This is a genomic window from Actinacidiphila sp. bgisy144 (assembly GCF_057708105.1).
Map to the genome: position 1 here is coordinate 146,299 of NZ_JBYIRM010000006.1, position 26,356 is coordinate 172,654.

Sequence of the window (26,356 nt, forward strand, 5' to 3'; positions counted from 1 at the left end):
GCTGCTCAGGAGTTGACGGTGTCCGTCGCGAGCAGGCCGATGATGACCACGCCGATCACGATCCGGTAGACCACGAACGAGTTGAAGGAGTGCCGGGCGACGAACTTCAGCAGCCAGGCGATGGAGGCGTAGGCGACCACGAAGGAGACCAGGGTGCCGACGGCCAGCGCGGAGCCGCTGACGCCGCCGCTGGTGGCGTCCTTGAGTTCGTACAGCCCGGCACCGGTGAGCGCGGGCAGGCCGAGGAAGAACGACAGCCGGGTGGCGGCCATCCGGTCCAGGTCCCGGATGAGCGCGGTGGAGATGGTGGCGCCGGAGCGGGAGAACCCGGGGAAGAGCAGCGCGAGGATCTGCGAGCAGCCGACGATCATGGCGTCCTTGACGGTCACCTGGTCCTCGCCGCGTTTGAAGCGGGCCATCTGCTCGGCGGCCCACATCACGCCGCTGCCGACGATCAGGGAGACCGCCACCACCCACAGCGAGCCGAGCACGCCGTCGATGAGCGGTTTGGCGGCGAGTCCGACGATCACGATGGGGATCGTGGAGTAGATCACCCACCAGGTGAACTTGTAGTCGTGGTTGCCGCGCTCCTCGCGGTGCGCCAGGCCGCGCACCCAGGCGGTCACGAACCGCGCGATGTCCCGGTAGAAGTAGACGAAGACCGCGGCGATCGCCCCGACCTGGATCACGGCGGTGAAGCCGACCACGGCGTCGTCGTCGACGGGGATGTTCATCAGCCCCTCGACCAGCTTGAGGTGGCCGGTGGAGGAGACCGGCAGGAACTCGGTCAGCCCTTCCACGATGCCGAGAAGGGCGGCCTGGCCGAGGCCGATCGCGCTCATGGGTGGTTTCCGTCCCCTGGTCTTCTGGTCTGGTGGTGCTGCCGGAGCTGCCCGGAAGTGCGGACGGACCGGGCACGCCCGTGGCATGCCCGGCCCGCTCCGACCCGACTACATTCGCGTAGACGTCCGGTCAGACTCTAGAGGATCGGCGGCCGCCGTACGACTTCGGGGCGGCGCCGCCACGGAGTACCGTACCGGCGCCGCGCGCCACTTCGCCGCAGGTCACAGCGTGTTCACCGGCGCACCGACCGCTGTTCACCCGCCGGCCACCTCGCGCCTGCGGCCGGGCTGTCGGCCGTCCGTTCGAGGGGTCCGTACGAGGGCGTCAGCAGGCGCCCTCGTCCTCCCAGACGCCCCACTCGCCGGTGGTCCCGGGGGTCTCGTTGGTGGTCCACCACTTCGCCAGCCAGGTGTGGCCGCCGTAGGAGACCTTGTCGCCGCCGACGTACACCGCGCTCGCCGACCACGCGGCGGCGGTGCAGGTCCCGCCGGTGCCGCCCCCGGTGCTGCCGCCCGTACCGCCGCCGGTGGTCCCGCCCGTGCCGCCGCCGGTGCTCCCGCCGGTGCCGCCGCCGTTGTCGCTGCTGCCGTTGAACGGCTCGAAGGTCTGGCTGAACTGCCAGGTGCTCTGCGAGATGCCGGAGCAGGAGTCCGAGGCGCCCTGGCCCGGGCAGCCGCCGTTGTCCCGCTGGAGCGCCCAGAACGACAGGGTGTTGATGCCCTTGCCGACCGCCCAGTTGTAGACGGTGGTGGCGTCGGCGGTGGTGAAGGTCTCCGCCGCCCCGTAGTCGTCGATGCCCGGCATCTCGGTGACGCCGATCATGCCCCACAGGTCCGCGTCGCTCTTCGACGGGTAGAGCTGCGCGAGTTCGTCGTGCAGGCCCTGCGAGGCGGTCTCGGTGTCGGTGGCCATCTCGTGGCTCGCGCCGTCGTAGTAGTCGAACGTCATCTGGTTCACGACGTCGAGCCGCACCCCGTCGGCGATCGCGTTCTGGAGGACCGACAGCCCGGAGCCGTCGCCGAGGGTGCCGGTGGTCAGGCCGTGGGTGGTGGTCGGCAGGGTGTAGGAGAACTGCACGGTGCGGCCGTTGCTCGCCGCCCAGTCCTGCACCAGCTTGACGGCCTTGTTGCGGCGGTCCAGCCCCGCGGCGTTGGTCAGCGAGTCCGCCTCGACGTCCAGGTCGATCCGGCTGACGTTGTAGGTGGTGATGACGCTCTCGTAGGCCGCGGCGATGGAGTTGACGTTGGTGCAGCTGTCGGCGATGTCGGTGCCGGTGCTGTCGGCCGCGTAGCCGCCGAAGGAGGGGATGACGTCGCCGCCGCCGGCCTGGATGGTGGCGATGTCGCTGCCGAAGTTCGCCTGGCTGACCGGCGTGGAGCTGTCGCCGTTCCAGTCCGGCGTGCAGGACCCGGCCGACGCGGTCTGGAGGAACGCCATCGTCAGGTACTTGTTGCCCGAGGCGCTGGCCAGCCCGGAGAGGCTGTCGCCGTTGTACGCCTCGAAGTAGGGGGCGAAGACGTGGCTCGGAAGTGCGGTGGCGGCGCTCGCCTTCGGGGCCGCGGCGTGCGCGCCGCCGGCGCCGGCCAGCGCCAGGCCGGCCGACGCGGTGACGGCGGCGGCGACGGCGATCAGGGCGCGGAGTGGTCTGCGAACGGGTCCGGTCATGGACCGCGCTCCCTTCGGTGGGGGGTACCAGCACAACGGGCCATGCTGGTCTGGACCAATGCTGGTCCATACTGTTCGATCTGGAGCCCCCAACTGTCAAGAGCCCTTACAGATAAACCGGTTGGCGGATGCACCGAAGGCGCGCGAAAGCGGCCGCCGCTGCGCCCGGTGTACGCGGGCGCGGCGGCGGCCGCTTTCAGGGCCGCGGGTTCAGGACCGCGAGGTCAGGACCGCGGGGTCAGCGCCGCGGGCTCAACAGCGCCAGCGCGGGCACGAACCGCGCCGCGTCCACGGTGCCGAGGCCGGTGGCCATGTCGTAGCCCTTGACCGCGGTGTAACCGGTGACGCCGTCGTAGGAGTTGTTCGTGCCGTCCTTGACGTCGACCACCCCGCCGAACTTCTCCGTCCCCTTGGCCAGCGCGTACAGCGCGGTGTGGATGTCGCCGACCCGGTGCCCGGCGACCTGGTCGGCGAGCGCCACGATGCCCGAGAAGAGCGGGCTGGCCTCGCTGGTGCCGCCGTAGACGTCCCAGCCGGTGGCCGACGGGTCGTAGCTGGAGTACACCCAGGCGCCACCGTCCACGGCCGCGGCCATCGAGATGTCGGGGGTGCCGCGCTGCGCGCCGACCACGTCGCGCACGCCGTTCTGATACGCGGGCCGGGCGAAGACGTGCGACTGGCCGCCGCCGCCCGCCCCGTAGTCGTTGTACACGCTGTCCGGCGCGGTCCGCTCGCCCGCCTGGTCCAGGTGGAGCTGGGTGCCGCCGACGGACGTGACCAGCGGGTCCGAGGAGGGCCAGGAGTTGACCCGGTAGGGGTAGTTGGAGGTGCCGTCCTCGGTGGCGTCGGTGGCACCGCCGTCACCGGAGGAGCCCAGCACCGTGACGCCGTTGCGGGCGGCGGCCTCGAAGGCGTAGCGCAGCTTGCGGATGCTGGAGAAGTCGCCCTGGGCGAAGCCCGGGAAGGTGTTCTCGGTGGCGCCGAAGCTCTGCGTGATGACGTCGCCGACGCCCTGGTCGATCAGGGCCTTCTCACCGTCCATCATCTCCGGCAGGCCGGTCACGCCCTCGGTCTCGGCGACCCCCGTCTCCAGCAGCACGATGTGCGCCGCCGGTGCGATCGCGTGCGCCATCTCCACGTCGAGCGTGCTCTCGCCGGCCCACCCGGTGTGGTCGGGGTTGGTCGGGTCGAAGGGCGGCACATCGCCCCACTTGACCACCTGCACCTTGGTGCTGGGCATCCCGAACTGCTTGCTGTAGACGTCCAGGTCGTGCTGGATGGTCGGCGAGCCGAACGAGTCGACGATCACGATCGTGCGGCCCTTGCCCGTCACGCCCGCGCGGTAGAGCGGGTTGAGGTCGTACGCCTGCCGGTACTGCGTGGGGGTGTAGCAGTTGATGCCCCACTGGGCCTGGCACTGGGCGATGGTCAGCGGGCTGCCCGCGCCCTTGACCAGCTCGTGTCCGGCGACGGCGGGCACCGGTTTCACGGCGGGGGCGGCCGCCGCGGTGGCCGCGCCGGTGAGCGGGGCGGCGATCAGGGCGGCGGCGGTGAGGGCGGTGGCTCCTGCCGCGGCGACCACGGCGCGCGGCCGCGGGCGAGGTGTGCGCATGGACTCTCCTTGCGTGGCGGGCTCTCCTGGCGTGCGGGAACGGCCGGCCCGGGGCCGGTCGCGGGTGGTCACTCGGATAGATCATGCCCAGGGCACGGGAGTTCGCCGTGGGCCGTCCGTCGTTTTACCCGAACGGCCGATGATTTTACGATGCCATGACCATGTCATGACGCGAGCCGACACGGCGTCAGAACCGGTGCCGCGCCGGTCGGGTCGGGCGGGGTCAGGTCCGGGCAGGCCAGGCCGGGTCAGGGCCGGTCAGGTCAGATCCGCTCAGGACACGATGTCCTTCGTCCGGAAGCCGCGGAAGGCGAGCGCGGTGAACACCACCGCGTACGACACCGAGATCGACGTGCCCTCGGTCATACCGGTCCACTCCGTGACCGGCTGCATCGTGTCCAGCCAGGCGAACTGCCAGTGCGCGGGCAGGACGTCGCGCCACCGGTGCAGCGCGGTCACCGCGTCGAGGACGTTGCCGATGATGGTCAGCCCGACCGCGCCGCCGACCGCGCCCAGCGGCGCGTCGGTGATCGTGGACAGCCAGAACGCCAGCGCCGCGGTGACCAGCTGGCTGAGGAAGAGGTAGCCGACCGAGATCGCCAGCCGCCCGACCGCGGTGCCCGCCGGCACCGTGTCCCCGGTGGGCAGTTCGAGGTCGCCCCAGCCGTACGCGGCCGTGCCCGCCGCGAACGCCACCAGCGGCAGCAGGACCAGCGCCGCCGCGCTGAACCCCAGCGCGACGGTGAACTTCACCGCCAGCAGCCGGGCCCGCGGCACCGGCGCGGCCAGCAGGTAGCGCAGGCTCGACCAGCCCGCCTCGGAGGCGACCGTGTCGCCGCAGAACAGCGCGACCGGCACCACCAGCACGAACCCGGCCGACACGAACAAGGTGGCCGCGGTGAAGTTCGCGCCGGACGCCGTGGCCGTGTTGATCAGGGTGGCCGTGGTGGTGCCGTCGCCCGGGGTGCCGCCGATCGCGAACGCGGCCATCAGCACGAACGGCAGCAGCAGGAGCAGCCCGCCGACCACCAGGGTGCGGCGGCGGCGCAACTGGCGCCGGGCCTCCACCCGCAGCCGCAGCGTACGGCCGGGGCGGTAGCCGGGCGCGGCCACGCGGTCCGTATCGGCCGGGGAGCCGGCCGGCTCCGGCAGCTCGGGCACGGTCGCTTCGGGCACGGTGCTCATGCCGAGCCTCCGATCAGGGTCAGGAACGCGTCCTCCAGGCGGCGGTGCGGGCCGACCTGCGCCACCGGCACGCCGATCCCGACCAGTTCGGCCACCAGCTCGACGGTGCCGGCCCCCTCGGCCATCACGACCAGCAGCCCGTCGTCGGCCGGCACCGCGCTGGCCACCACCGGCAGCGCCGCCGCCCGCTCGACCAGCTCCGGCGTCAACTCCCCCGCCACGCCCACCAGTACGGTGTCGGTCGAGCCGATGATGTCCGCCACCGGCCCCGCGGTGACCAGCCGCCCGCGGTCCATGACCACCAGGTGCGTACAGGTCTGCTCCACCTCCGCCAGCAGGTGGCTGGAGACGATGACGGTCCGGCCGGTGGCGGCGTAGCGGATCATCACCTCGCGCATCTCGCGGATCTGCGGCGGGTCCAGGCCGTTGGTGGGCTCGTCCAGGATCAGCAGATCGGGCAGCCCCAGCATGGCCTGCGCGATCGCCAGGCGCTGCCGCATCCCCTGGGAGTAGGTCCGCACCGCGCGCTGGAGGGCGTCGCCGAGTCCGGCGATCTCCAGCGCCTCGGCGAGGTGGGCGTCCTCGTCCGGGCGGCCGGTCGCCTGCCAGTACAGTTCGAGGTTCTGCCGGCCCGTCAGGTGCGGCAGGAAGCCGGCGCCCTCCACGAACGCGCCGACCCGGGAGAGCACCGGCGCCCCGGGCCGCACCGCCTCCCCGAAGACCCTGATCTCGCCCTCGTCCGGGCGGATCAGCCCCATCAGCATCCGCAGCGTGGTGGTCTTCCCGGCGCCGTTCGGCCCGAGCAGCCCCAGCACCTGGCCGGGCTCGACCTGGAAGCTCAACTCCCGTACCGCGTACCGGTCCGCGGACTTCGCGTACCGCTTGCTCAGCCCGCTGATCCGCAGCGGGACCGCGGCCAGCGCCGGATCGGCCGGGCGGGGGCGGACCCGGCGGCGGCCGACCAGCAGCAGTGCGGCGGCGACCACCACCGCGGCCGGCGGCAGCGCCCAGGTCCACCACGGCAGCGTGTGCGCGCCGAGGGCCAGTGCCTGGTCGGTGGGCAGCGTGACGGCGCCGGAGCCGGCCAGGGACACCGTGTAGGCGGCGGGCGCGGCCGGTGTCGCGTAGCCGAGGTCGGTGCTGGCCAGCACCACGGCCAGCCGGTGCCCGGCCTTGAACTTGTGGTCGACCGCCGGCAGCCGCACCCGCACGGTCCGCCCGTCCGGCGAGCTGGTCACCCGGATCGGGGTGGCCAGGCCCGACGGCAGCGTCTCCTGGCCGTCGGCGCGGACGTCGTACAGCTTCGCGAAGAGCACCGCCTCGGGCGCGGTGGTGGCCACCTTGACGGTGACGGTCGGCGCTCCGGTCAGGACGGTGGTGCGGCGCAGCGGTGCGGATTCGAAGCGCGCCGACTGGGCGGCGTAGTCCACCGTGAGGCTGCGGCCGAGCTCGGAGAGCCCGGACAGCGCGCCCGAGCCGGGGACGGCGGAGATCGCCGGCGGTGAGCCGCCGGCGGGGTTGGTGATCTGCTGCGCGCGGCCGGTGAGGGCGATCTGCCGGGTGGCGGTGCCGTCCAGGCCCGGGTAGCGGTCCAGGCTCGCGCCGCTGAGCACCTGGCTGCCGTCGGTGGAGTTGATGCCGGTGACGCGGGTGACGCGGAAGGCGGGGCCGGTGCTGACGCCCTTGTCGCCCTTGAGGTAGCGGTCGAACCAGCGGGTGACCCGGGCGTCGATCCGGGCGTCCTCGGTGTCGCCGCCGTCGTGTCCGCCCTCGATCCAGTCGACGGCCACCGGCGCGCCGTTCGCCTTGATCGTCCGGGCCATCGCGTCGGACTGGGCGAGGGTGAACAGCGAGTCGGTCTGGCCCTGCACGACGAGCGTGGGCACCTTGATGCGGCTGCCGACCGCGGCGGGGCTGAGCGCGGCGAGCTGGGCCCGGTCGGCCGCGGTGGGCCGGCCACTGGTGGCGACCCGCTTGTACAGGTCGCAGATCGACGGCTCGAAGCGGCCGCAGACGGGGTCGGAGGGCGCCGCCGGCGCGGCTGTCGCGTCGGCGGAGTTGCCGGAGGAGGCGGTGCCGGAGGACGCGGTGCCGGGGGCGGTGGTCGCGCCCGTGCCGCCTGTGCCGCCCGTACCGGAGGACGCGGTGTCGTCGCCGGTGGTCTCGGGCCGGGCGCCGGAGAAGAGGATGCCGCTCCACAGCTTCTTGTACACGCCGTCGGGCAGCAGCGCGTCGGCGAGGTTCCAGTACGTCTCGCGGGGCGCGATCGCGTCGATCCTGGGGTCGTCGCCCGCGGCGATCAGCGAGATGGCACCGCCGTAGGAGACCCCGGAGATGCCGACCCGGGGGTCGCCGGGCGAGTCGAGCTGCACGTCGGGGCGGGCGGCGAGCCAGTCGACGAGGCGGCTGACGTCGGCGGCCTCGCCGTCCTTCGCGTTGAGCCCGATCCGGCCGCCGGACGCGCCGAAGCCGCGCGCGGACCAGGTCAGCACCGCGTAGCCGTGCTTCGCCAGCGCCTCGGCCTGGCCGCGCACGTCGTCCTTGGTGCCGCCGAAGCCGTGCGCGAGCAGCACCGCGGGCCGCCGCTGGGAGCCGCCGTCGGTGAAGTACGACGTGTCCAGCCGCACTCCCCCGGCCCCGGTCAGCATCGCGTCCGTACGGTGCACCGACCCGCCCGAACCGGCCGCCGCCGCCGTGTCCGTGACGGCCCCGCCCCACGCGAGGGCGGCGAACGCCCCCGCCAGCGCCACCCACTTCCGCCCCCGCGGCCACCGAAGATCCATCCCCTGATCCTAGGCCGTGTCCGACCCATGGCGTCGTCCCGCCCGAAGGGCGGGGCCCAGAGCGCCTGGTGCTCCCCCACGGCCTGCGGCATTGGGCGGTGCCTACCGATCGCAGGGCGGAGAGTGGGGCCCCTCCGCGGCGAAGCCCTGGGGGACCCGAGCGCGGCGGGCCGCGCCGACGACCGACAACGCTGGGGCCTCCGGCGAAAGGCAGGGGAGAGCCTGTGTGCCAGGCCCCGCCGGCTGGGGGCACCCCCATGCCCCCTGGCCATGGGGGTGGGATGTGTCAGGAACGGCCTGGTCCGGCAGGCGGGCGGCCCGCACCGCCACAGGGACGCGAGGGCCGCCCGCACGCGGGAGATCGCCGCGGGCGTGGTGGAGGCGTGGGCGGACAGCCGGAGCGAGTCGGTGCGGGTGGTGGGGGTGGCCCCGTGCGCGTGCAGGGCGGCGGCGACGTCGGCGGCGGGGGGCGCCGGACATGCGGAAGGACACGGTGCCGGCGGTCGGGGGCGGGACGGCGCGGGACCGGAATGTCGGTGGCGCGGGATACGGTCGGGGCGTGGGCAAGGGGTTGACGGCGGCGCAGCGCAGGGCGGTCGCGGAGTCCGACCCGGCGACGGGGCGGGTGGCGGCCGGGGCCGCGGTGTGCGCGGCGCTGGTGGCCGCCGGGTTGGCGGTGCGGCACGGCCGCGCCGGGCAGCACTACTTGACGCCGGAGGGCCGCCGGCTGCGGGCCGAACTGGCCGGGCGCGCCGCGGCCCAGGCGGCTCCCGCGGCGGCCGGGGGCGGCCAAGCGGAGCCGGCGGACGGCCGGTTCACCGCCGACGACGGCTCGGGCGCGGTGCGCGCGTCCGCCGGGCGCGCCGCGGAGGTCGCCGCCGCGTGGGAGGGGCTGCGCCAGATCCGCGCGGTGCTGGGGGACGGCGCCTTCGACGTACCGGCGGCCTGGGAGCTTGAGCGGCCGGTGCACGCGGTGGCGCTGGCCCTGGAGGCGGCGGGGGTGCCGCCGCACCGGGGCGATCAGGCGCCGGGCTACCGCGTGGCGCCCTCCGGCCACCCGGGGCTGGTCGAAGTGACCTGGTCCGCGGCGGACTCCGGCCCGGCCGCGCTCGCCAGGGCCGCCGCCCTGCTCGCCCCGGCCGGCTGGCAGGCCACCACCCACCGCACCCGCACCGGCGCCCCCTTCCTCCTGGTCTCCCCCCGCCACGCCTGACGCCCCGGGCCTCAGCCCTCGGCCGCCGGCTCCCCGCTGCCCACCACCGGCGGGTTGAGCCGCGCGAACCCCTCCTGCCGGTGGTAGGGGAAGTACGGATAGGGCGCCGTCCGCGCGCTCGCCGCGTCCAGCCGCGCCATCTGGTCGGGTGTCAGCGTCCAGCCGACGGCGCCGAGGTTCTGCCTCAGCTGCTCCTCGTTGCGGGCGCCGATCAGCACGGAGGAGACCGTCGGCCGCTGGAGCAGCCAGTTGAGGGCGATCTGCGGCACCGCGCGGCCGGTCTCCGCCGCGATCCCGTCGAGCGCGTCCACGACGCGGTGGAGCAGTTCGTCCGCGACCGGCGGGCCGAAGTCCGCGGTCCGGTGCAGCCGGCTGGCGGCGGGCAGCGGCTGCCCGCGCCGGACCTTGCCCGTCAGCCGCCCCCAGCCCAGCGGGCTCCAGACGACCGCGCCGATGCCCTGGTCGAGGCCGAGCGGCATCAACTCCCACTCGTAGTCGCGGCCGACCAGGGAGTAGTACACCTGGTGCGCGACGTAGCGCGGGCGGCCCTGGCGCTCGGCGGCGGCCAGCGACTTCATGGTCTGCCAGCCGGAGAAGTTGGAGACGCCGACGTAGCGGACCTTGCCGGCCCGCACCAGGTCGTCGAGCGCCGCCAGGACCTCCTCGACCGGGGTGCCGGCGTCGAAGGCGTGCAGCTGGAAGAGGTCGATCCGGTCGGTGCCGAGCCGGCGCAGCGCGGCGTCGCACGCGGCGATCAGCCGGGACCGGGAGGTGCCGGCGTCGCCTGGGCCGTCGCCGGTCGGCAGACCGGTCTTGGTGGAGAGGATCACCTCGTCCCGGCGGCCCTTGACCGCCGCGCCGAGCACCTCCTCCGACGCCCCGCCGGAGTAGACGTCGGCGGTGTCGAACATGGTCACCCCGGCGTCCAGGCAGATGTCCACCATGCGGCGCGCCTCGCGGGCCTCGGTGGTGCCCCAGTTGCCGAAGAGCGGGCCCCGCCCGCCGAACGTGCCCGCGCCGAAGCTCAGGGCCGGCACGTGCAGTCCGGACGAACCCAGTCGCCTGTATTCCATGACCGCTCCTCGGTCCGCGCCGCCGTACGGGAGCCCGCGGGGACCCGACACCGACTAACGGGCCTGTAGTTCCGTTAAGGTGGCACCGACGATAGCAGCGCGAGCCGCTTAACGAAACAGGAGTCCCGTTTATGGTGGCGAAGGACGTGGCGAAGGACCAGGACCCCGGTACCGTCCGGCCGGGCGGGCGCACCGCCCGGGTGCGGACGGCGGTGCTCGCCGCCGCCGGCGACGCGCTGGCCGAACAGGGCTTCGCCCACCTCGACCTGGCCGACGTCGCCCGCCGCGCCGAGGTGGGCCGTACGACCGTCTACCGCCGCTGGGGCACCGTGACCGGCCTCGTCGCCGACCTGCTCGCGGACATGGCCGAGACCTCGCTGCCGCGCACCGAGACCGGCTCGCTGCTGGGCGACCTCACCGCCAACGCGCAGCTGGTGCGGCGCACCCTCGCCGACCCGCGGCAGGGCGCCCTGTTCCGCGCGGTGATCGCCGCCGCCACTTGCGAACCGCGCACCGCCGAGGCGCTGCACCGCTTCTACGACACCCGGGTCCAGGAGTGGGCGCCCTGCGTCGAACAGGCCGTCGCCCGGGGCGAGGCACCCGAGGGCACCGACCCCTGCGAGGTCGTCCGCGCGGTCTCCGCGCCCCTGTACTACCGCCTCCTCACCACCGCCGACGCCCCCGACGAGGCCGCCGCCCGCCGCGCGGCGGCCGCGGCCGCCACCGCGGCCCGCGCCGGCGTCTACGTCCGCACGCAGCCCCGTCCCGCCCGGCCCTGACGCCCGGACCTGCGGGGGGACCCTGCCGGCGGGTCATTGCAGGCGCATAGGGTCGGGGGTCATGGAATACCGTCACCTCGGCCGCAGCGGCCTGTTCATCAGCGAGATCGCCTACGGCAACTGGCTCACCCACGGCTCCCAGGTGGAGGAGGACGCCGCCACCGCGTGCGTGCGGGCCGCCCTCGACGCGGGCATCACCACCTTCGACACCGCCGACACCTACGCGCAGACCCGCGCCGAGTCGGTGCTCGGCCGCGCGCTGAAGGGCGAGCGCCGCGAGGGCCTGGAGATCCTCACCAAGGTCTTCTGGCCCACCGGCCCGGGCCTCAACGACCGCGGCCTGTCCCGCAAGCACATCGCCGAGTCGATCAACGCCTCGCTGCGCCGGCTCCAGACCGACCACGTGGACGTCTACCAGGCGCACCGTTTCGACGTCTCCACTCCGCTGGAGGAGACGATGGAGGCGTTCGCCGACGTCGTGCACTCCGGCAAGGCGCACTACATCGGCGTCTCGGAGTGGACCGCGGACCAGATCCGGCGCGGCCACGCGCTCGCCCGCGAGCTGCGTATCCCGCTGGTGTCCAACCAGCCGCAGTACTCCGCGCTGTGGCGGATCATCGAGGGCGAGGTCGTCCCGACCTGCGAGGAACTCGGCCTGGGCCAGGTGGTGTTCTCGCCGATCGCGCAGGGCGTGCTGACCGGCAAGTACCTGCCCGGGCAGCAGCCCCCGGCGGGCTCGCGCGCCACCGACGACAAGGGCGGCTCCGGCATGATCAGCCGCTGGATGCGCGACGACGTGCTGGAGCGGGTGCAGCTGCTCCAGCCGCTCGCCGCCGAGGCAGGCCTGTCCACCGCGCAGCTCGCGGTCGCCTGGGTGCTCCAGAACCCGAACGTGTCCGCGGCGATCATCGGCGCCTCCCGCCCCGAGCAGGTCACGGAGAACGCCAAGGCCGCCGGTGTGACGCTGGAGGCCGAGCTGATGGCGCGGATCGAGGAGGCGCTTGCCCCCGTCGCGACCACCGACCCGAAGCGGGTCCACGACAACGTGCCCGAGCGCCGCTGACCGCGCGGCGACTGCCCGGCCGGGCCCGTGCCGCCGCGCGTGGCGGTACGGGCCCGGCCCGCGCCGGGCGTACGCTGACGAGACCGCCCAGACCTCCCCCGCAGACGTCCGCCGAAGGCACGCCCGCCCGATGACCCGCACGCCGTACGACCCGCCGCCGGCCCCGCCGCACCGGTCGCCGTACTCCCGGCGCGGCCTGGCGTGGGCGGTGGGGCTCGCGGCGGCGTTCGCGGCGCTGGCCGCGGTGGTGCTCACCCGCCACGGCACCCCCTACCCCTTCGACACCGGCCCGGTCGACTGGTCGGTACGGCACCGCCCGCACGCCTGGTCGACGGCCGGCCGCTACGTGACCGACGCGGGCACGGGCCCCTTCCCCTACGTGGCGGCGGCGGTCGGCGGGTGGCTGGGCGGCAGCCGGGGGCGGGCGGCCGGCGCCCGCGCCGGGGTGCCCACCGCGCTGCTCGCGGTGGTGGCGCTGCTCGCCGAGCAGATCGTGCGCACCGCGCTGATGACGGCCTTCCACCGGGCGCGGCCCCCGGCCGCGGACTGGGCGGTGGCCGTGACGGGGCACTCCTTCCCGTCCGGGCACACCTCGTCGAGCGCGATGGCGGCCGGGCTGCTGGCGTGGGGCGCGCTGCGGGCCCGCCCGGGTGCGGTGGGCCGGACCGTGGCGGCGGTGTGCGTACTGGCCGCGGCCGCGATCGGCTGCTCCCGGGTCTACCTGGCCGTGCACTGGCCCACGGACGTGCTCGGCGGCTGGCTGTACGCGGGCTGCTGGCTGCTGCTGGTGCTGCCGCCGCTGAGCCGGTTCGCCCGCGCTCAGGAACGCGCGGGCGGTGCCGGTGGTAGCGGGGGCGGGGTCAGACGGTGACGCCGTGGGCGCGCAGGAAGTGCAGCGGGTCGATGTCGTCGCCGTAGTCCGGCCCGGTGCGCATCTCGAAGTGCAGGTGGGGGCCCGTCGCGTTGCCGGTCGCGCCCGAACGCGCGATCCGCTGGCCCTCGTTGACGTGCTGCCCGACCCGCACCGAGATCTGCGAGAGGTGGCCGTACTGGCTGTACTCGCCGTCGGCGTGCTTGATGACGACCTGGTAGCCGTACGCCCCGCCCCAGCCGGCGCTGACCACGGTGCCCGCGGCGACGGAGTGCACCGCGGTGCCGGTGCCGACGAGGAAGTCCACGCCGGTGTGCTGGCCGCTGGCCCAACTGCTGCCGCCCACGTGGTAGCCGGTGCCGATGGCGGCGTGCACGGGCACGGTCCAGCTGGACGTCTTCTTGGCCGCGGCCGCGGGGTGGGCCTTCTTCGGCGCGGACTTCGGCGCGGACTTCGCGGCGGGCTTGGCGGGGGCCGCCTTGGCGGCGGACTTCGCGGCGGGCTTCGCCGGCGCGGCCTTGGCGGACGTGCCGAGCGTGAGGTGCTGGCCGGGTCTGATCAGGTCGGGGTCGTCGCCCACCACCGCGCGGTTGCCCGCGTACAGCGCCGGCCAGCCGCCCTCGACCCGGTGGTCCGCGGCGATGCCCGAGAGCGTGTCGCCGCGCACGACGGTGTAGGGGTCGCCGGCGGCGGGCTTCTTCGCCGGTGCGGCCTCCGAGACGGGCGCGGCTTTCCCGGCCGCGGGCTTCTTGGCTTCGGGCTTCTTGGCCGCGGGCTTCTTGACCTCGGGCTTCGCCGCCGCCTTCGCCGGCTCGGCCTTCTTCGGTGCGGCCTTCTTCGTCCCGGTGGTCACGTGCACGGTGTGCGAGGCCGTCGCCGCCTCGCGGGTCAGCCCGGCCCGCAGGGAGCAGACCGGCCACGCGCGCGGCCCCTGGCTGTCGAGCACCTTCTCGGCGACCGCGATCTGCTCGCTCTTGGAGGCGAGGTCGGCGCGCGGGGCGTACGCGGTCCCGCCGTAGGCGCGCCAGGTGCTGGCGGTGAACTGGAGCCCGCCGTAGTACCCGTTGCCGGTGTTGATCTTCCAGTTGCCGGAGGACTCGCACTTGGCGACCTTGTCCCAGACCCCGGTCGTGGCCGCCTGCGCGCTGCCCACGGCGATCAGCGGCAGCGCGAGCCCGGCGCCGCCCGCGGTGACGGTCAGCGACGCCTGCGAGACCCGGCTCGGACGGTAGCGGCGGTGGCGTCCGCGTAAGGCCATGGCACGCGTCCTTTCCCTCCCCTGCCCGGGCCGTCCCGGGCGGGCCGAAGAAGCGGCCCAAAGATAGGCCCGCCCCGGCGCCGCCACAAGAGCACCCGCACCCGCACCAGGTGGGACTAGGCGGCGCATCCGGGGCGTTGTACTCCAAGTGACCTCCGTGCTGCGCGCCACCCCGTTCTCCGTCCTGGACCGGTCCCGGACCCGTCAGGGCGAGGACCCGCCGTCGGCGCTGCGCGAGACCGTCGGCTTCGCCCGCCGGATCGAGGCGCTGGGGTACCACCGGTTCTGGGTCTCGGAGCACCACAGCGTGCCCGGGGTGGCCGGGTCGGCGCCCACGGTGCTCGCGGCGGCCGTGGCCTCGGCCACCTCGCGGATCAGGGTCGGCACCGGCGGGGTGATGCTGCCCAACCACCGGCCGCTGGTGGTGGCCGAGCAGTTCGGGGTGCTGGAGTCGCTCTTCCCCGGGCGGATCGACATGGGCCTGGGCCGCTCGGTCGGTTTCACCGGCGGGGTGCGCAAGGCGCTGGGCCACGGCAAGGAGGCCGCCGACGGCTTCGGCGACCAGATCGCCGAGTTGCTCGGCTGGTTCGACGGCTCGCAGCGCGCCTACCCGCAAGTGCACGCCTGGCCCGCCGAGGGGCTGCGCCCGGCGCCCTTCCTCCTCGCCACCGGCAGCGGCGCCGACCTGGCCGCCGCCCACGGCCTGCCCCTGGTGATCGGCGCGATACGGGGCGAGGACGCGATGCTGCGGGCCGTGGACCGCTACCGCGCCGCCTTCCGCCCCTCGCCGTGGGCCGCCGCGCCCTATGTGGTGCTCTCCGGCACCGTGGCCGTCGCCGCGACCGGCGAGGCCGCCCGCCGCCTGCTGGTCCCCGAGGCGTGGGCCACCGCCTACTCGCGTACGCACGGCGTCTTCCCCGCGCTCGCGCCCGACGCCTCGATCGCCGCCGCCGCGATGTCCGACGCCGAGCGCGAGCGCTTCGAAGCGGCGATGTCCGGGCAGGTCAGCGGCAGGCCGGACGAGGTCGGGGCGCGGCTGGAGTCCCTGCTGACCCGCAGCGCGGCCGACGAGTTCCTGGTGACCACCAGCACCTACGACCGCGCCGAACTCCTGGAGTCCTACCGCCTGCTGGCCGAGCTGCTGTGCTGACCGCCGCACCCGACGGGCGGTCAGCTCACCCCGCCCGGGGGCGAGGTGACGGCACGTCCGGTCGGCCGCGGGCACTCCCCCGACGGAGCAGCGGCCTCACCGGGATGGACGGCGCCACCGCGCCAGTGGCGTTCATCATTCCTACGGTGATCGCATGACTGCCATCCGTCCCGTTCGCCCCTCCGGTCGCCGCCGCACCGCCGCACCCGCCGCCCTGCCGGCCGCCGTGCTGGCCGCCGCCTGCTGCCTGACCGCGCTGACCGCAGGACCGGCCGCAGCCGCCGGCGGCTCGGCCGGCACCTCCTCCCAGGCGTCGGTGGACCGTACGCTGCTGGCCGAGCCCGGGGTGCACGTCATGCCCCGCGCCGGCGCGCCCGACCTGCCGTCCGGGCTGTCCGCGCTGTCCTGGACGGTCTCCGACGCCCGCACCGGCCAGGTGCTGGCCGCGAAGGACGCGCACCGCAAGCTCCCGCCCGCCTCCACCCTCAAGACCCTCTTCGCCGACACGGTGCTGCCCCGCTTCCCCGGCGACCTCAAGCACAAGGTCAAGGACTCCGACCTGGCCGGGCTCGGCGAGGGCAGCAGCCTGGTCGGGGTGCAGCCCGGCCAGACGTACACCGTCGCCGACCTGTGGCGGGGCGTCTTCCTCGCCTCCGGCAACGACGCCGTGCACGTCCTGGCGAACATGAACGGCTCCGTGGCGAAGACCGTCACCGACATGCAGGCCAAGGCGCGGATGCTGGGCGCCCTGGACACCCACGTCGTCACCCCGGACGGGTACGACGAGCCGGGGCAGGTCTCCTCGGCGTACGACCTGGCGGTGTTCGCCCGGGCCGGGCTCGACAACCCGGACTTCGCGCGGTACGCCTCGACGAAGGACTCGCAGTTCCCCGGCGGCTACGACGCGCACGGCTCGTACGTCTCGTCCTTCGGCATCGAGAACACCAACCGGCTGCTGACCGGCGAGAAGGGCGTCAGCGCGTACCCGGGCCTGGTCGGCGTGAAGAACGGCTACACCACGAACGCGGGCAACACGCTGGTCGCCGCCGCCCGCAAGAACGGCCGTACGATCATCGTCTCGGTGATGAACCCGCAGTCCGGCGAGACCAACGCCGTCTACACCGAGGCGGCCAAGCTGCTCGACTGGGGCTTCGCCGCGGCGGGCCACACCACTTCGGTGGGCACGCTCAACGCCGCGGCGCCCGCGCGGTCCGCCGACGCCGAGCAGGCCGGGAGGACCGGGAAGGCCGCCGGCGCCGGGGGGAGCGCCAAGGCGGCCGGTTCGGCGCCGCAGGAGGCGCACGCCGCCCCCGTCGCCGCGCACTCCGCGGTGGCCTCGCCGACGGCCTGGGCGGTCGGCGGCGCGCTGGTGCTGCTCGCCGGCACCTCGGTGGTGGTCCTGCGGCGGCGCGGCACCGCGAAGAACCGGTGAAGCTCCTGGCAGAGGGGTACTCTCTGTGACGGGGCGGTCGGGCCGGGCGGTGGGCGCGAGCCGGCGGCCGCCCGTGCGCTGACACGCGCCGCCGGAGGGGGAGCCGCAACCAGATGAGCCGTCGTTCGACCGGGTCGGTGGCCACATGGGCCGAGACCCAGCGCCAGCAGCAGCGGCAGGCGGAGGCCCAGCACCGGGCCCGCGAGCAGCAGCGGCGCGAGGCCGAACGGCGGCAGCGGGCCGCCGAGCGCGCCCAGGCCCGCGCGCAGCGCGAGCAGCAGGCGGCGTACCGGCAGCGCCGCGAGGAGGACGCGCGCCGGCGCACCGACGAACTGGACCGCCGCCGGGCCGAGTTGGCGGGCCTGCTGCGGGCGGGCTGCGCGGCGCCGCTCTTCTCGCCCGAATCGCTGGTGCTCTCCGAGGAGTTGGAGCCCTTCGCGCCCGGCCCGCTCGCGGTGCCGGTGGCGCTGCCGCGGCTGGAACAGTACGCCCCGGCTCACCGCTCGGCCTGGAGCCTGGGCCGCCAGGACCGGCAGGTCCGCGAGCGCTACGAGCACGACCTGGCGGTCGCGCGGGCCGCGGAGGCGCAGCGGCAGCGCCAACTCGCCGACTACCAGGAGCGCTACCGCGCCTGGGCGCAGCAGCGGCTGGCCGAGGTGCGCCGGCACAACGCGGGGGTGCGCGACGCGCTGGACCGGCTGCGCGCCGCCGAGCCGGAGGCGGTCGAGGAGTATCTGACCGGGGCGCTGTACGCGTCGCGGGCGTGGCCGGAGGGGCTGCCGCGGCAGGTGTCGGCGAGTTTCGAGGCGGCCGAGCGGCAACTGGTGCTGAACTGGGAGCTGCCCGCGTTCTCGGTGCTGCCGCAGGCTGCCGCGGTGCGCTACCTGCCGAGCGTGGACCGCGACAAGGAGGTGGCCGCCCCGGTCACCGAGCGGCGGGCGGCCTACCGGGACCTGCTGGCGCAGTGCCTGCTGCTGGTGCTGCGCGAGCTGTTCGGCGCGGACCGGTTCGGCCTGCTGGACTCGGTGGTGCTCAACGGCTTCGTGGACGGCACCGATCCGGCCACCGGGCACCGCAGCGCGGTGTTCCTGGCCACCGCGGCGGTCTCCCGGGCGGACTTCGCCGCGGTGAACCTCGCACAGGTCGACGCGGTGGACTGCCTGGTGGACGGGCTGGGCGGCGAGCTGTCGGCGCGCCCGGACCGGCGGGCGGCGGTGGCGCCGCTGCGGCAGCCGGGCGAGGCGGGCCGCCATGTGGTCACGCACGGCGGCGGCGAGGAGCCGGACCTGCTGACGATGGACCCGCTGGAGTTCGAGGAGCTGGTCGCCGAGTTGTTCCGGGCGATGGGCATGCGCGCGCTCACCACGGTGCGCTCCGGTGACGGCGGGGTCGACGTGGACGCGCTCGACCCGGACCCGATCCGCGGCGGCAAGATCGTGGTGCAGGTCAAACGCTACCGCAACACCGTCTCGCCCAGCGCCGTCCGCGACCTTTACGGCACGGTGCAGTCCGAGGGCGCCAACAAGGGTGTCCTGATCACCACTTCGGGCTTCGGGCCGACCTCGCACACCTTCGCCAACGGCAAGCCGCTGACGCTGGTGTCGGGCCCGGAACTGGTGGACCTGCTCCACCAGCACGGGCTGGGCGGGCAGTTGGGCCGGACCCCGGCCGTGGCCGCCGGCGGCCAGGCGCCGACGGCCGGACAGGACCTGGGTGTCGATGACGAGCCGGACGCGAGCGTGCTGGGCATGTGGTGGGCCGGGGACGTGGCGCTGGACGTGTGCGCGCTGGTGTGCGCGGGCGGCCGGGTGCTCGGCGATGACCACTTCGTCTTCTACAACAACCCGCGCACCCCGGACGGCAGTGTGCGGATGATGCCGCCGCTCGGCGGTGACAAGGCGGCGATCTGGGTGGGCTTCGACCGGCTGCCGGCCACCGCGGACCGGGTGGTGCTGGTCGCGGCGATCGACCCCGCGGTGAACCCGGATGCCGACCTGGCGGGCTTCACCGACGCCCGGATACGCCTGACCGACCCGCAGGGCAGCGAGGCGGACCGGCTGGCTGTCTCCGACGGCCGCCCCGGCGAGACCGCGCTCGTGCTCGGCTCCTTCCGCCGCCGCTCCGGCGACGACTGGGCCTTCGTGCCCGGCGGCAAGGGCTACCAGGGGCCCGGCGGCCTGGTCGAGCTGGTGCAGGAGCACGGCATCGAGGTGGAGTAGGGCGGCGGCGGTCCGCCGTGTGCTACAGTCACCGTAGGGACTTGTAGGTTGCGTCTTTTCTGACAGCGCCTCGTCCCCTCCCCCGCTCGGTTCTCGTCCGAGTGCGGTGCCTTCTCCCGCAGTGCGCGTCCCGCCGCTCCCCACGTCCGACGTCGTGGTGCGTGCGCCGAGCCGCACGGCGCGTCTTTCCGTACGGCGCGCTTTCCCGTACGGCGCGGCAGCGGCGGTCCTCTCCCGCCCGCGCCCTGCCGTCCTCCGCGGTACCCGGAGCGTGAGTCCTCCGCCCGGACCGCCCCTCCCCCTCCCATGCGACCCGGTGGCGCCCGACGCCGCCGACCCGAACTTTCCGTCCGCGAAAGGACGACTTCCATGACCGACACGATCACCTACCCCACGACAGACATCACGACCGAACGCCCGCCCGCCCGGCGGGAGGTGCCGCAGCGGGTGACCGGCGTGCTCGACACCGAGCGCGGCGGCCAGGCCCGGCTGCGCGGCCCCGGCCTGCTCCCCTCGCCCGACGACCCGGCGGTGCCGCAGGCGCTGGTGCGCCGTGCCGGGCTGCGCAGGGGCGACCTGGTCGAGGGCACCACCGGCAAGCCGGGCGCCCTCGCCGACGTCCACCTGGTCAACGGGCTGCCGCCCGCCCCGGCGCGCCCCCGCTTCGCCGACCTCACCCCGCTGCACCCCAAGGAGGCGCTGCGGCTGGAGAGTTCGGCACTGAGGGGCTCGCCGGCCGCCGCGAACCGGGTCATCGACCTGATGGCGCCGGTCGGCAAGGGCCAGCGCGGGCTGATCGTCGCGCCGCCCAAGGCCGGCAAGACCGTGCTGCTCCAGGGCATCGCGGCCGCGGTCGCCACCAACCACCCCGAGGCGCACCTGATGGTGCTGCTCGTCGACGAACGGCCCGAGGAGGTCACCGAGATGCGGGCGAGCGTCCGCGGCGAGGTCATCTCCTCGACCTTCGACCAGCCCGCCCGGCAGCACATCCAGGTCGCCGAACTCGCCGTCGAGCGCGCCAAGCGGCTGGTCGAGCAGGGCCGAGACGTCGTCCTGCTGCTCGACTCCCTGACCCGGCTGTGCCGCGCCCACAACAACAGCGGTGCCGGCAGCGGCCGTACGCTCTCCGGCGGGGTGGACGCCGCCGCGCTGCTCGGGCCGAAGAAGCTGTTCGGCGCGGCCCGGCTCGCCGAGGAGGGCGGGTCCCTCACGATCCTGGCGACCGCGCTGGTCGACACCGGCTCGCGCGCCGACGACTTCTACTACGAAGAGCTCAAGAGCACCGGCAACATGGAGCTGCACCTCGACCGGTTCCTCGCCGAGCGGCGGGTCTTCCCCTCGATCGACATCGCGACCTCCGGCACCCGCCGCGAGGAACTGCTGCTGCCCGCCGAGGAGTTGGCCGTCCGCCACCACCTGCGCCGGGCCCTGGTCTCCCGCGACCCGCACGCCGCCACCGAAGTGCTCCTCACCCGCCTGCGCGAGACCCCGACGAACGCGGACTTCCTGCGCACCGCCCGCGCCACCCTCCCCGGCGCGGCATAGCCCCGCGCGAGTACCGGCCCGCGCCGCGGGGCCCCGCCACACCGGCGGGGCCGCCGCGTCCGTCAGATGGTGACGCCGTGGCCGCTCATGTACGCCACCGGGTCGATGTCCGAGCCGTAGCTCGGCGTGGTGCGCACCTCGAAGTGCAGGTGCGGGCCGGTGACGTTGCCGGTCGCGCCCGACACGCCGATCTGCGTGCCCTCGGTGACGGTCTGGCCGGCGGAGACCAGTACCTTCGACAGGTGGCCGTACAGCGTGTACTTGCCGTCGGCGTGGCGGACGATCACGTCGTTGCCGTACGCGCCGTCCCAGCCGGCCGAGACCACGGTGCCCGCGGCGACGACGTGCACGGGGGTGCCGGAGCCGACGAGGAAGTCGACGCCGGTGTGGGAACCGCTGGACCACAGCGAGCCGGACGCCTTGTAGCCGGTGCCGATGGCGGCGTCGCCGACGGGCTTCATGTAGCCGGTGGCGGCGGACTTCGCGGCGGTGGTGGTCGCGGTGGCAGCGGTGGCGCTCTTGACCGGGGTGGCCGCGCCGGCGTGGGTCGCGGCCACCAGCGGCAGCACCAGCGCGGCGCCGCCGGCGCCCGCGGCCACGTAGAGGCGGGTGAGACGGGGCAGGCGGCGGCCGCCCAGGGTGCTGGACCTGCGGTGCCGGTTGTGTGCGGGCATGGGGGATGTCCTCTCCTACGCCTGCGAGGTGAGCTGTCGGGTTCGGGCAGGAGATGCCCGGCCGCGGCTGCGGCTTCACCCCGAGCCGCCCGGGTGCGGCCGCCGCTGGCGCGGCGGCCGGTCCGGGCGGCGGACTACCGTGGGTCCCCCGCTCCTGCCGTGTCGGTGCTCGGGTGGTCCGCGCGTCGGGCGGTGGCAGGACTCGGCGGTCCGCCCGGCGGATGGGATGCGGGGGTGCCCCGCACCGACGGAACCTAGGGGACCGGCCCGGCCCGGGCAAACAGCGCCGGGCGCCGGAGCGCAGGCCGCCGTCACGGTCGGCGACCGTGCCCCCGAATGTCCGTGATGCGAGCGTTGCGCCGGGTGCGCCGACCGCCACCGTCCATCACGAACAGCCCGCCGCCGCGACGTTCCGTGCGACCTCGCACCGCGCACCGTACATGTCCGGCGACCACCCGGTGATCCCGCTCACAGAAGTCCCAATTGCCCGAATTAGCATGGTATTTCAGGTCATGCTGTGACCTGCGGCACGCAGGTTCCCCGGGTCGCGCGAGGCCGCTTCAGAAGGTGCCCGCGGGACCGGTGAGGCGGTGGTCGAGCATGCGGGCGAGGCGGTAGGCGACCGGGCGGAAGCCGATCGCCGGAAGGTGTCCGGCCGCGTGCGGGGACGCGGACGGCCACTGCGCGGACATGTACCGGTGCCCGGCGTCGTACGCCCAGGCCAGCGCGGTCGCCAGCAGGACCCGGCTGATCCCCTCGCCGCGGAACGCGGGTTCGACGTACATCTCGACGAGTTCGACGCAGGACGCGGGCACCACCGGGTCGGGCCGCGCGGGGACCAGCACCACCATGCCGATCTCCTCGCCCCGCCGGGACGCGATCCACGCGCCGCACCGGGTGTCCGCCAGCGCGGCCGCGTAGTGCACGCGCAGCGCCGCCAGCGCGGCCTCCGGCTGCGGCTGGAAGGTCGCGGTGCCGCGCTGCCGCCGGGCGGACTCCGCGGCCATCCGGCCGATCTGCGGCAGGTCGCCCGGCCCGGCCCGGCGGATGGCCAGCCCCTCGACCCCGCGCGGCTGCCGCCCGCGGGCCTTGACCGCCATCAGCCCGCAGACCCGCTCCCGACCGAACCCGAGGTCGGACCAGGGCGCGGTGCCGACCTCGCCGGCCGGCACGTCCACGTAGTGCGCCAGCCGCTGGTCGGCGACGAGCCGTTCGGCGACCCGGACGTACAGCGCGCGCAGCACCTCGCTCTCCCGCCCGGCGGGCAGCGCGTGGCCGCCGTAGGGCACGAGCGCAGCACGCGGGTGGCCGCGCAGGGCGGCCGGGTCGTCGGGGGCGAGGTCGACCGGTACGGCCGCCAGGTGCCCGATCAGGCCGCCGTCGCCGTCGAGCGCGCGGACCGCCTCGATGCCGGGCGTGCGGTGCAGCCCGTCGAGCAGTTCCCCGCCGCGCACCGGGCCGTCGGCGAGCCAGGACCGCTGCGAGGGAGGGCGCCGGGCCCGGGCGAACCAGCGGTCGTACCGCTGGACGGCGAGGGGTATGTGCTCGGTGGTCAGCGGCGCGATGGCGACAGTCATGGTGCTCGTGGACGCTAGCGGTGGGCGCCGTCCCAGGGCAAGGCGGGCCCGGCCGGGGGCGGGGACAGGTCGGGACGGGTGCCGCCAAGCGCCCGAAAGTCGGTGCCGCGCACGGGCGTTCAGGCCCGCCTCACCCTGTCCATGCCGGGTGGTTGGGGTCGTCCGCGCGCACCAGGACGTCCGCGGCCTCCTCCGGCAGCGCCTCCCGCGCATACCGCTCGTACGCGGGCAGCGTCCACCGCTCCGGCGCGGGGGTGCGCCGGGCCAGCGCCGCCGGGGACAGCCGCAGATGGACGGTGAGGTCGAACGGCAGGCCCTGCCCGAGCAGCAGCGGGCCGTCCAGCAGCAGCACGCCGCCGGGCGGGAGTTCCACGTATCCGGCCCGGGTGGAGCGGTCGGTGCGCGGGTCGCGCAGCGAGGGCAGGGCGCGGCCGGTGCCGCCCGGGCCGAGCGGGTCGAGCACCTCGCGGCGCAGCGCCCCGGTGTCCAGCCAGAGCTGGTAGTAGGCGTCGACGTCCTCGTGGCCGTACTCCAGCCGGAGCGAGGCCGGGCGCCAGAAGGTGTCGGCGCCGACCCGCAGCACCGGTCGGCCGAGGGCGGGCAGCGCGGCGGCGACGGCGTCGGCGAGGTCCGCGGGGCGGGCGGCCGGCGCGCCGTCGACGGCCACCCGCCACCAGGGGCCGGGCGGGCGGCCGGCGGCGATCCGTTCGGCGAGGGCGTCGGCGAGCTTGGGCCAGGTGATGGGGGTCGGCTGCACCCGGCCATCCTGCCGGACCCGGCCCAGGTGCCGCCCCGGCGGCCCGCCCTCACCCGTTCGGGCGAGAGGGCCGTACGGCACTGGAACCGGGAGCCGCCTCCTGCCGCGTCGCACCTCACCCGGGTGGCGGAAAGCGACGACATATCACCCGTTTGCCAGCGCGCACGATCTATTACCTTTTGTGAGCCTGGAAGGACTCACGGTGACCGTCCCCATCACCTCAGGAGAAGAGCCCCATGATCCTGTCCATCTCCGGCGTCGTCCTGCTCGGCGTCATCTGCTTCCTGTTCTTCCGCAAGGACGGCCTGAAGGTGTCCCACGGAGTGGTCTGCGCCCTCTTCGGGTTCTACCTCGCGGGCACCGCGATCGCCCCCAGCATCACCGCGGGCGGGGCGAGCCTGGCCGGCCTCATCGGCGGGCTCAAGATCTAGCCGTCCGGATCTCCAGGGCGTCCGGCGGCCACTCCTGCCCCTCCCCCGGGCCCGGCGGCGGTCGATCCGCCTCCGGGCCCGGCGCCGTTCCCGATCCCGCCACCCCCCGGCCCCGCGCGCGCCCGTGTCCCCCACGCGCCGTCCCCCACCCGAACCACCCATGGAGCACCCGTGGTCAGGCGTCCCCTTCCCAGCATCCTCACCAGCCGGCCGGCGCTCGCCCGCGGCCGCGACCTGGCGCGCACCGCGGCCGACGGCGCCGGTGACGTGCTGCACCCTGTCATCACCATCGCCCGGGGCATGCGCCGGCAGGCGTCGTGGGCCGGCGAGTGGTGGGGCCGCACCCCGAAGGACCGGCGGGGGCCGGCGCTGCTGCTGGCCGCGGCGGCCGTCGTGATCGTGGCGATGATGCCGTACGGGCCGATCCTCGGGGTCGCCGCGCTCGTGGCGTCCGCGGCGTGGCTGGGCCGGGAGCGCGGCGCGCCGGCGGCGGCCGGGCCGACCGAGGCCGAGGGGGTGCGGCTCCAGTCGCTCTACGAGGCGCTGGTGCCCTACCTGTCCGACCCGGGCGACCCCGCGCCGCTCTACGCCCACGACGGCAGCTGGGAGCGGGCGTTCAGCTCCTACGAGTTCCAGGACGGCCGGCTGGCGCGGCTGCACCTGCGCTACCCGGCGTACTTCACCGACGGCGAGGACGACTCCCGCACCCGGGTCGAGCAGCTGCTGCACGCCAAGGCCGGCCGCGGCCGGGAGTACCGCTTCGACTGGAACGAGGAGGAGAACCACCTCACCCTCACCGCCCTCCCGCCGCTGCCGACGGACATCGCCGCGCAGCGGTTCGTCACGTCGCCGGGCGAGACCGTGCTCGGCTTCACCGACGAGGGCGCGGTGCAGCGCACGGTGCCGGTGTCGGTCCCGTCCGCCGACGAGGGCGCCGACGGCGGCGACGGTACGGTCACCCGCGACGCCCCCGCCGTCCTGTGGCGGACCGGTGCCCGCTCCACCGAGCCGCACCTGCTGGCGCTCGGCCAGCCCGGCACCGGCACGACGAGCCTGCTCCGCTCGATCGCGCTCCAGGCGCTGGTCCACGGCGACGTGGTCGTCATCGACGGCGGCGGCACCGGGGAGTACGCCGCGCTGGCCGGCCGCCCCGGTGTGCTCGCCGTCGAGGACGGGCTGCTCGGCGCCGCGGCCACCCTGGAGTGGGCCGTCCACGAGACCGAGCGGCGGCTGATCGCGGTGAACCGGGCCCGGCAGGCGGGCCGCCCCGTCGCCGAGGACGTACGGCGGCCGCTGTGGATCGTCGTCGACCGGCCGACCTCCCTCACCCAACTCGCCCTCGCCGAGGGGCGGCCCGACCCGCAGGCCCTGCTCGACGTCCCCCTGCGGCACGGGCGCGCCGCCAATGTCGCGGTCGCCGTCGCCGACCAGCTCGACGCCACCGAAGCGCTCGCGCCGGTCGTCATCTCGCAGACCCGCGCCCGGGTCGTCCTCGGCCGCCTCGCCCCCGAACACGTCCAGGCCGTCCTCGGCGCGCCCCAACGCACCACCCCCGCGGCCGACGTACCCCCCGGCCGCGGTTACGCCCGTCTCGGCACCGGCCCCGTCCTCCGGCTCCAGGTCCCCGCGGCCCCCGACCCCTACGACGAGGAAGCGCCCGCCGCCCACCGTTCCGCCGTCCTCACCCTCCTCCCCTCCGACCCCACCCCCGCTCCCTCCTCTCCCCCCGCCCCACCCGACGACGCCCCTCCCCCGCTCGAAACCGTCACCCTCCGCAAGGGTGCGGTGATCCGTACGGTGGCCGACCTCGAGCTCGGCTGAACCCGACCCCCCGGGGTGGGGGTTGCTGTGAGTTGCGGGACCGCCCGCCGGCGGTGGGCTTGTCGCGCCGTTCCCCGCGCCCCTGGGTCTGCTCGGGTTCTCCTGCGGTACCCACCCTCCGGGGTGGTGGGTGCTGTCGTCCCGGGACCTTCGGCCGGTGGGGGGGCTTGTCGCGCAGTTCCCCGCGCCCCTGGGTGCGCTCGGGTGCTCCGCAAGTTGTGGTGGCTGTGGGTGCCCAGCCTCTGCCCACTCACGCACGCCACAGTTCGCGGAACAGCCGCACCTACTCAGGGGCGCGGGGAACTGCGCGACAAGGCACCGCGGACCGCAAGGTCCGAAGAGGCACGGAACCCACCACCCCGGAGGGTGGGCGCCGCAGGGAAACCCGAGCAGACCCAGGGGCGC

Annotated in this window: 20 protein-coding genes; 10 read left to right on the top strand and 10 right to left on the bottom strand. The window is 75.0% G+C overall.

The genetic code is table 11. The features are described from left to right. Positions 1–5: 5 nt before the first annotated feature. From AC3EVP_RS09400 to AC3EVP_RS09420, 5 genes are all read right to left on the bottom strand, one after another. Complete coding sequence (locus tag AC3EVP_RS09400; protein WP_335976154.1) at positions 6–842, bottom strand: undecaprenyl-diphosphate phosphatase; 837 nt, start codon at positions 840–842, stop codon at positions 6–8. Between the two features lie 325 nt (positions 843–1,167). Continuing rightward, on the bottom strand, positions 1,168–2,508 hold the full coding sequence (locus AC3EVP_RS09405) for a chitinase (RefSeq protein WP_335976148.1): 1,341 nt from the start codon (positions 2,506–2,508) through the stop codon (positions 1,168–1,170). A 238-nt stretch (positions 2,509–2,746) separates the two neighbouring features. Then, positions 2,747–4,120 carry a S53 family peptidase gene (locus AC3EVP_RS09410; RefSeq protein ID WP_335976145.1) on the bottom strand — a complete coding sequence of 458 codons (1,374 nt, stop codon included), beginning with the start codon at positions 4,118–4,120 and terminating at the stop codon, positions 2,747–2,749. 273 nt (positions 4,121–4,393) lie between these two features. Further along, entirely contained in the window at positions 4,394–5,305 is a 912-nt protein-coding gene (locus AC3EVP_RS09415; protein WP_435128040.1) for an ABC transporter permease, read from the bottom strand. Next, the gene (locus AC3EVP_RS09420; RefSeq protein WP_435128042.1) at positions 5,302–8,088 is read right to left on the bottom strand and encodes an alpha/beta fold hydrolase; all 2,787 of its coding nucleotides are present in this window, start codon (positions 8,086–8,088) and stop codon (positions 5,302–5,304) included. Before AC3EVP_RS09420 ends, AC3EVP_RS09415 begins: the two co-directional genes overlap by 4 nt. Positions 8,089–8,647: 559 nt before the next feature. Between AC3EVP_RS09420 and AC3EVP_RS09425 the strand changes: the two genes are divergently transcribed. Continuing rightward, positions 8,648–9,301, top strand: a complete 654-nt coding sequence (locus AC3EVP_RS09425) for a hypothetical protein (protein ID WP_435128044.1) — start codon at positions 8,648–8,650, stop codon at positions 9,299–9,301. An 11-nt stretch (positions 9,302–9,312) separates the two neighbouring features. Here AC3EVP_RS09425 and AC3EVP_RS09430 read toward each other — a convergent pair whose 3' ends face one another. Next, entirely contained in the window at positions 9,313–10,374 is a 1,062-nt protein-coding gene (locus AC3EVP_RS09430) for an aldo/keto reductase (RefSeq protein ID WP_435128046.1), read from the bottom strand. A 131-nt stretch (positions 10,375–10,505) separates the two neighbouring features. On the opposite strand from AC3EVP_RS09430, the gene AC3EVP_RS09435 reads away from it, so the two are divergent. The 3 genes from AC3EVP_RS09435 (at position 10,506) to AC3EVP_RS09445 (ending at position 13,087) form a co-directional block, all read left to right on the top strand. Next, positions 10,506–11,153, top strand: a complete 648-nt coding sequence (locus AC3EVP_RS09435) for a TetR/AcrR family transcriptional regulator (protein ID WP_435128048.1) — start codon at positions 10,506–10,508, stop codon at positions 11,151–11,153. 61 nt (positions 11,154–11,214) lie between these two features. Beyond that, the gene (locus tag AC3EVP_RS09440; protein ID WP_335976124.1) at positions 11,215–12,216 is read left to right on the top strand and encodes an aldo/keto reductase family protein; all 1,002 of its coding nucleotides are present in this window, start codon (positions 11,215–11,217) and stop codon (positions 12,214–12,216) included. A gap of 130 nt (positions 12,217–12,346) precedes the next feature. After that, positions 12,347–13,087, top strand: a complete 741-nt coding sequence (locus AC3EVP_RS09445) for a phosphatase PAP2 family protein (RefSeq protein WP_435128050.1) — start codon at positions 12,347–12,349, stop codon at positions 13,085–13,087. On the opposite strand, the gene AC3EVP_RS09450 is transcribed toward AC3EVP_RS09445, so the two are convergent. Next, positions 13,077–14,345 (bottom strand): transglycosylase family protein, encoded by a 1,269-nt coding sequence (locus AC3EVP_RS09450; protein ID WP_435128052.1) that lies wholly within the window; start codon positions 14,343–14,345, stop codon positions 13,077–13,079. The genes AC3EVP_RS09445 and AC3EVP_RS09450 overlap by 11 nt on opposite strands. A 148-nt stretch (positions 14,346–14,493) precedes the next feature. On the opposite strand from AC3EVP_RS09450, the gene AC3EVP_RS09455 reads away from it, so the two are divergent. The 4 genes from AC3EVP_RS09455 (at position 14,494) to rho (ending at position 20,691) form a co-directional block, all read left to right on the top strand. Further along, positions 14,494–15,495, top strand: a complete 1,002-nt coding sequence (locus AC3EVP_RS09455; protein ID WP_435128054.1) for an LLM class flavin-dependent oxidoreductase — start codon at positions 14,494–14,496, stop codon at positions 15,493–15,495. 154 nt (positions 15,496–15,649) lie between these two features. Beyond that, positions 15,650–16,927, top strand: coding sequence for a D-alanyl-D-alanine carboxypeptidase family protein (locus AC3EVP_RS09460; protein ID WP_435128056.1), 1,278 nt, complete (start codon positions 15,650–15,652; stop codon positions 16,925–16,927). A gap of 113 nt (positions 16,928–17,040) precedes the next feature. Then, positions 17,041–19,146 (top strand): restriction endonuclease, encoded by a 2,106-nt coding sequence (locus AC3EVP_RS09465; protein WP_435128058.1) that lies wholly within the window; start codon positions 17,041–17,043, stop codon positions 19,144–19,146. Between the two features lie 369 nt (positions 19,147–19,515). After that, complete coding sequence (gene rho / locus AC3EVP_RS09470; protein WP_435128060.1) at positions 19,516–20,691, top strand: transcription termination factor Rho; 1,176 nt, start codon at positions 19,516–19,518, stop codon at positions 20,689–20,691. Between the two features lie 62 nt (positions 20,692–20,753). On the opposite strand, the gene AC3EVP_RS09475 is transcribed toward rho, so the two are convergent. The 3 genes from AC3EVP_RS09475 to AC3EVP_RS09485 all read right to left on the bottom strand — a co-directional run bounded on the left by AC3EVP_RS09475 (position 20,754) and on the right by AC3EVP_RS09485 (position 23,699). Further along, positions 20,754–21,365 carry a M23 family metallopeptidase gene (locus tag AC3EVP_RS09475; protein WP_335976092.1) on the bottom strand — a complete coding sequence of 204 codons (612 nt, stop codon included), beginning with the start codon at positions 21,363–21,365 and terminating at the stop codon, positions 20,754–20,756. A 560-nt stretch (positions 21,366–21,925) separates the two neighbouring features. Beyond that, on the bottom strand, positions 21,926–22,942 hold the full coding sequence (locus AC3EVP_RS09480; protein WP_335976088.1) for a GNAT family N-acetyltransferase: 1,017 nt from the start codon (positions 22,940–22,942) through the stop codon (positions 21,926–21,928). Positions 22,943–23,072: 130 nt separating this feature from the next. Next, complete coding sequence (locus tag AC3EVP_RS09485; RefSeq protein WP_435128063.1) at positions 23,073–23,699, bottom strand: nucleoside/nucleotide kinase family protein; 627 nt, start codon at positions 23,697–23,699, stop codon at positions 23,073–23,075. A gap of 236 nt (positions 23,700–23,935) precedes the next feature. On the opposite strand from AC3EVP_RS09485, the gene AC3EVP_RS09490 reads away from it, so the two are divergent. Both AC3EVP_RS09490 and AC3EVP_RS09495 read left to right on the top strand, forming a co-directional pair. Continuing rightward, positions 23,936–24,130 (top strand): hypothetical protein, encoded by a 195-nt coding sequence (locus tag AC3EVP_RS09490; RefSeq protein ID WP_335976079.1) that lies wholly within the window; start codon positions 23,936–23,938, stop codon positions 24,128–24,130. A gap of 171 nt (positions 24,131–24,301) precedes the next feature. Continuing rightward, complete coding sequence (locus AC3EVP_RS09495) at positions 24,302–25,951, top strand: hypothetical protein (protein WP_435128065.1); 1,650 nt, start codon at positions 24,302–24,304, stop codon at positions 25,949–25,951. The last annotated feature ends 405 nt before the right edge of the window (positions 25,952–26,356 follow it).

Excerpts from the sequence above, each read along its gene's own strand:
- AC3EVP_RS09400 (WP_335976154.1), bottom strand. The coding sequence starts at position 842 with ATGAGCGCGATCGGCCTCGGCCAGGCCGCCCTTCTCGGCATCGTGGAA.
- AC3EVP_RS09405 (WP_335976148.1), bottom strand. The coding sequence starts at position 2,508 with ATGACCGGACCCGTTCGCAGACCACTCCGCGCCCTGATCGCCGTCGCC.
- AC3EVP_RS09410 (WP_335976145.1), bottom strand. The coding sequence starts at position 4,120 with ATGCGCACACCTCGCCCGCGGCCGCGCGCCGTGGTCGCCGCGGCAGGA.
- AC3EVP_RS09415 (WP_435128040.1), bottom strand. The coding sequence starts at position 5,305 with ATGAGCACCGTGCCCGAAGCGACCGTGCCCGAGCTGCCGGAGCCGGCC.
- AC3EVP_RS09420 (WP_435128042.1), bottom strand. The coding sequence starts at position 8,088 with ATGGATCTTCGGTGGCCGCGGGGGCGGAAGTGGGTGGCGCTGGCGGGG.
- AC3EVP_RS09430 (WP_435128046.1), bottom strand. The coding sequence starts at position 10,374 with ATGGAATACAGGCGACTGGGTTCGTCCGGACTGCACGTGCCGGCCCTG.
- AC3EVP_RS09435 (WP_435128048.1), top strand. The coding sequence starts at position 10,506 with ATGGTGGCGAAGGACGTGGCGAAGGACCAGGACCCCGGTACCGTCCGG.
- AC3EVP_RS09440 (WP_335976124.1), top strand. The coding sequence starts at position 11,215 with ATGGAATACCGTCACCTCGGCCGCAGCGGCCTGTTCATCAGCGAGATC.
- AC3EVP_RS09445 (WP_435128050.1), top strand. The coding sequence starts at position 12,347 with ATGACCCGCACGCCGTACGACCCGCCGCCGGCCCCGCCGCACCGGTCG.
- AC3EVP_RS09450 (WP_435128052.1), bottom strand. The coding sequence starts at position 14,345 with ATGGCCTTACGCGGACGCCACCGCCGCTACCGTCCGAGCCGGGTCTCG.
- AC3EVP_RS09460 (WP_435128056.1), top strand. The coding sequence starts at position 15,650 with ATGACTGCCATCCGTCCCGTTCGCCCCTCCGGTCGCCGCCGCACCGCC.
- AC3EVP_RS09465 (WP_435128058.1), top strand. The coding sequence starts at position 17,041 with ATGAGCCGTCGTTCGACCGGGTCGGTGGCCACATGGGCCGAGACCCAG.
- rho (WP_435128060.1), top strand. The coding sequence starts at position 19,516 with ATGACCGACACGATCACCTACCCCACGACAGACATCACGACCGAACGC.
- AC3EVP_RS09475 (WP_335976092.1), bottom strand. The coding sequence starts at position 21,365 with ATGCCCGCACACAACCGGCACCGCAGGTCCAGCACCCTGGGCGGCCGC.
- AC3EVP_RS09480 (WP_335976088.1), bottom strand. The coding sequence starts at position 22,942 with ATGACTGTCGCCATCGCGCCGCTGACCACCGAGCACATACCCCTCGCC.
- AC3EVP_RS09490 (WP_335976079.1), top strand. The coding sequence starts at position 23,936 with ATGATCCTGTCCATCTCCGGCGTCGTCCTGCTCGGCGTCATCTGCTTC.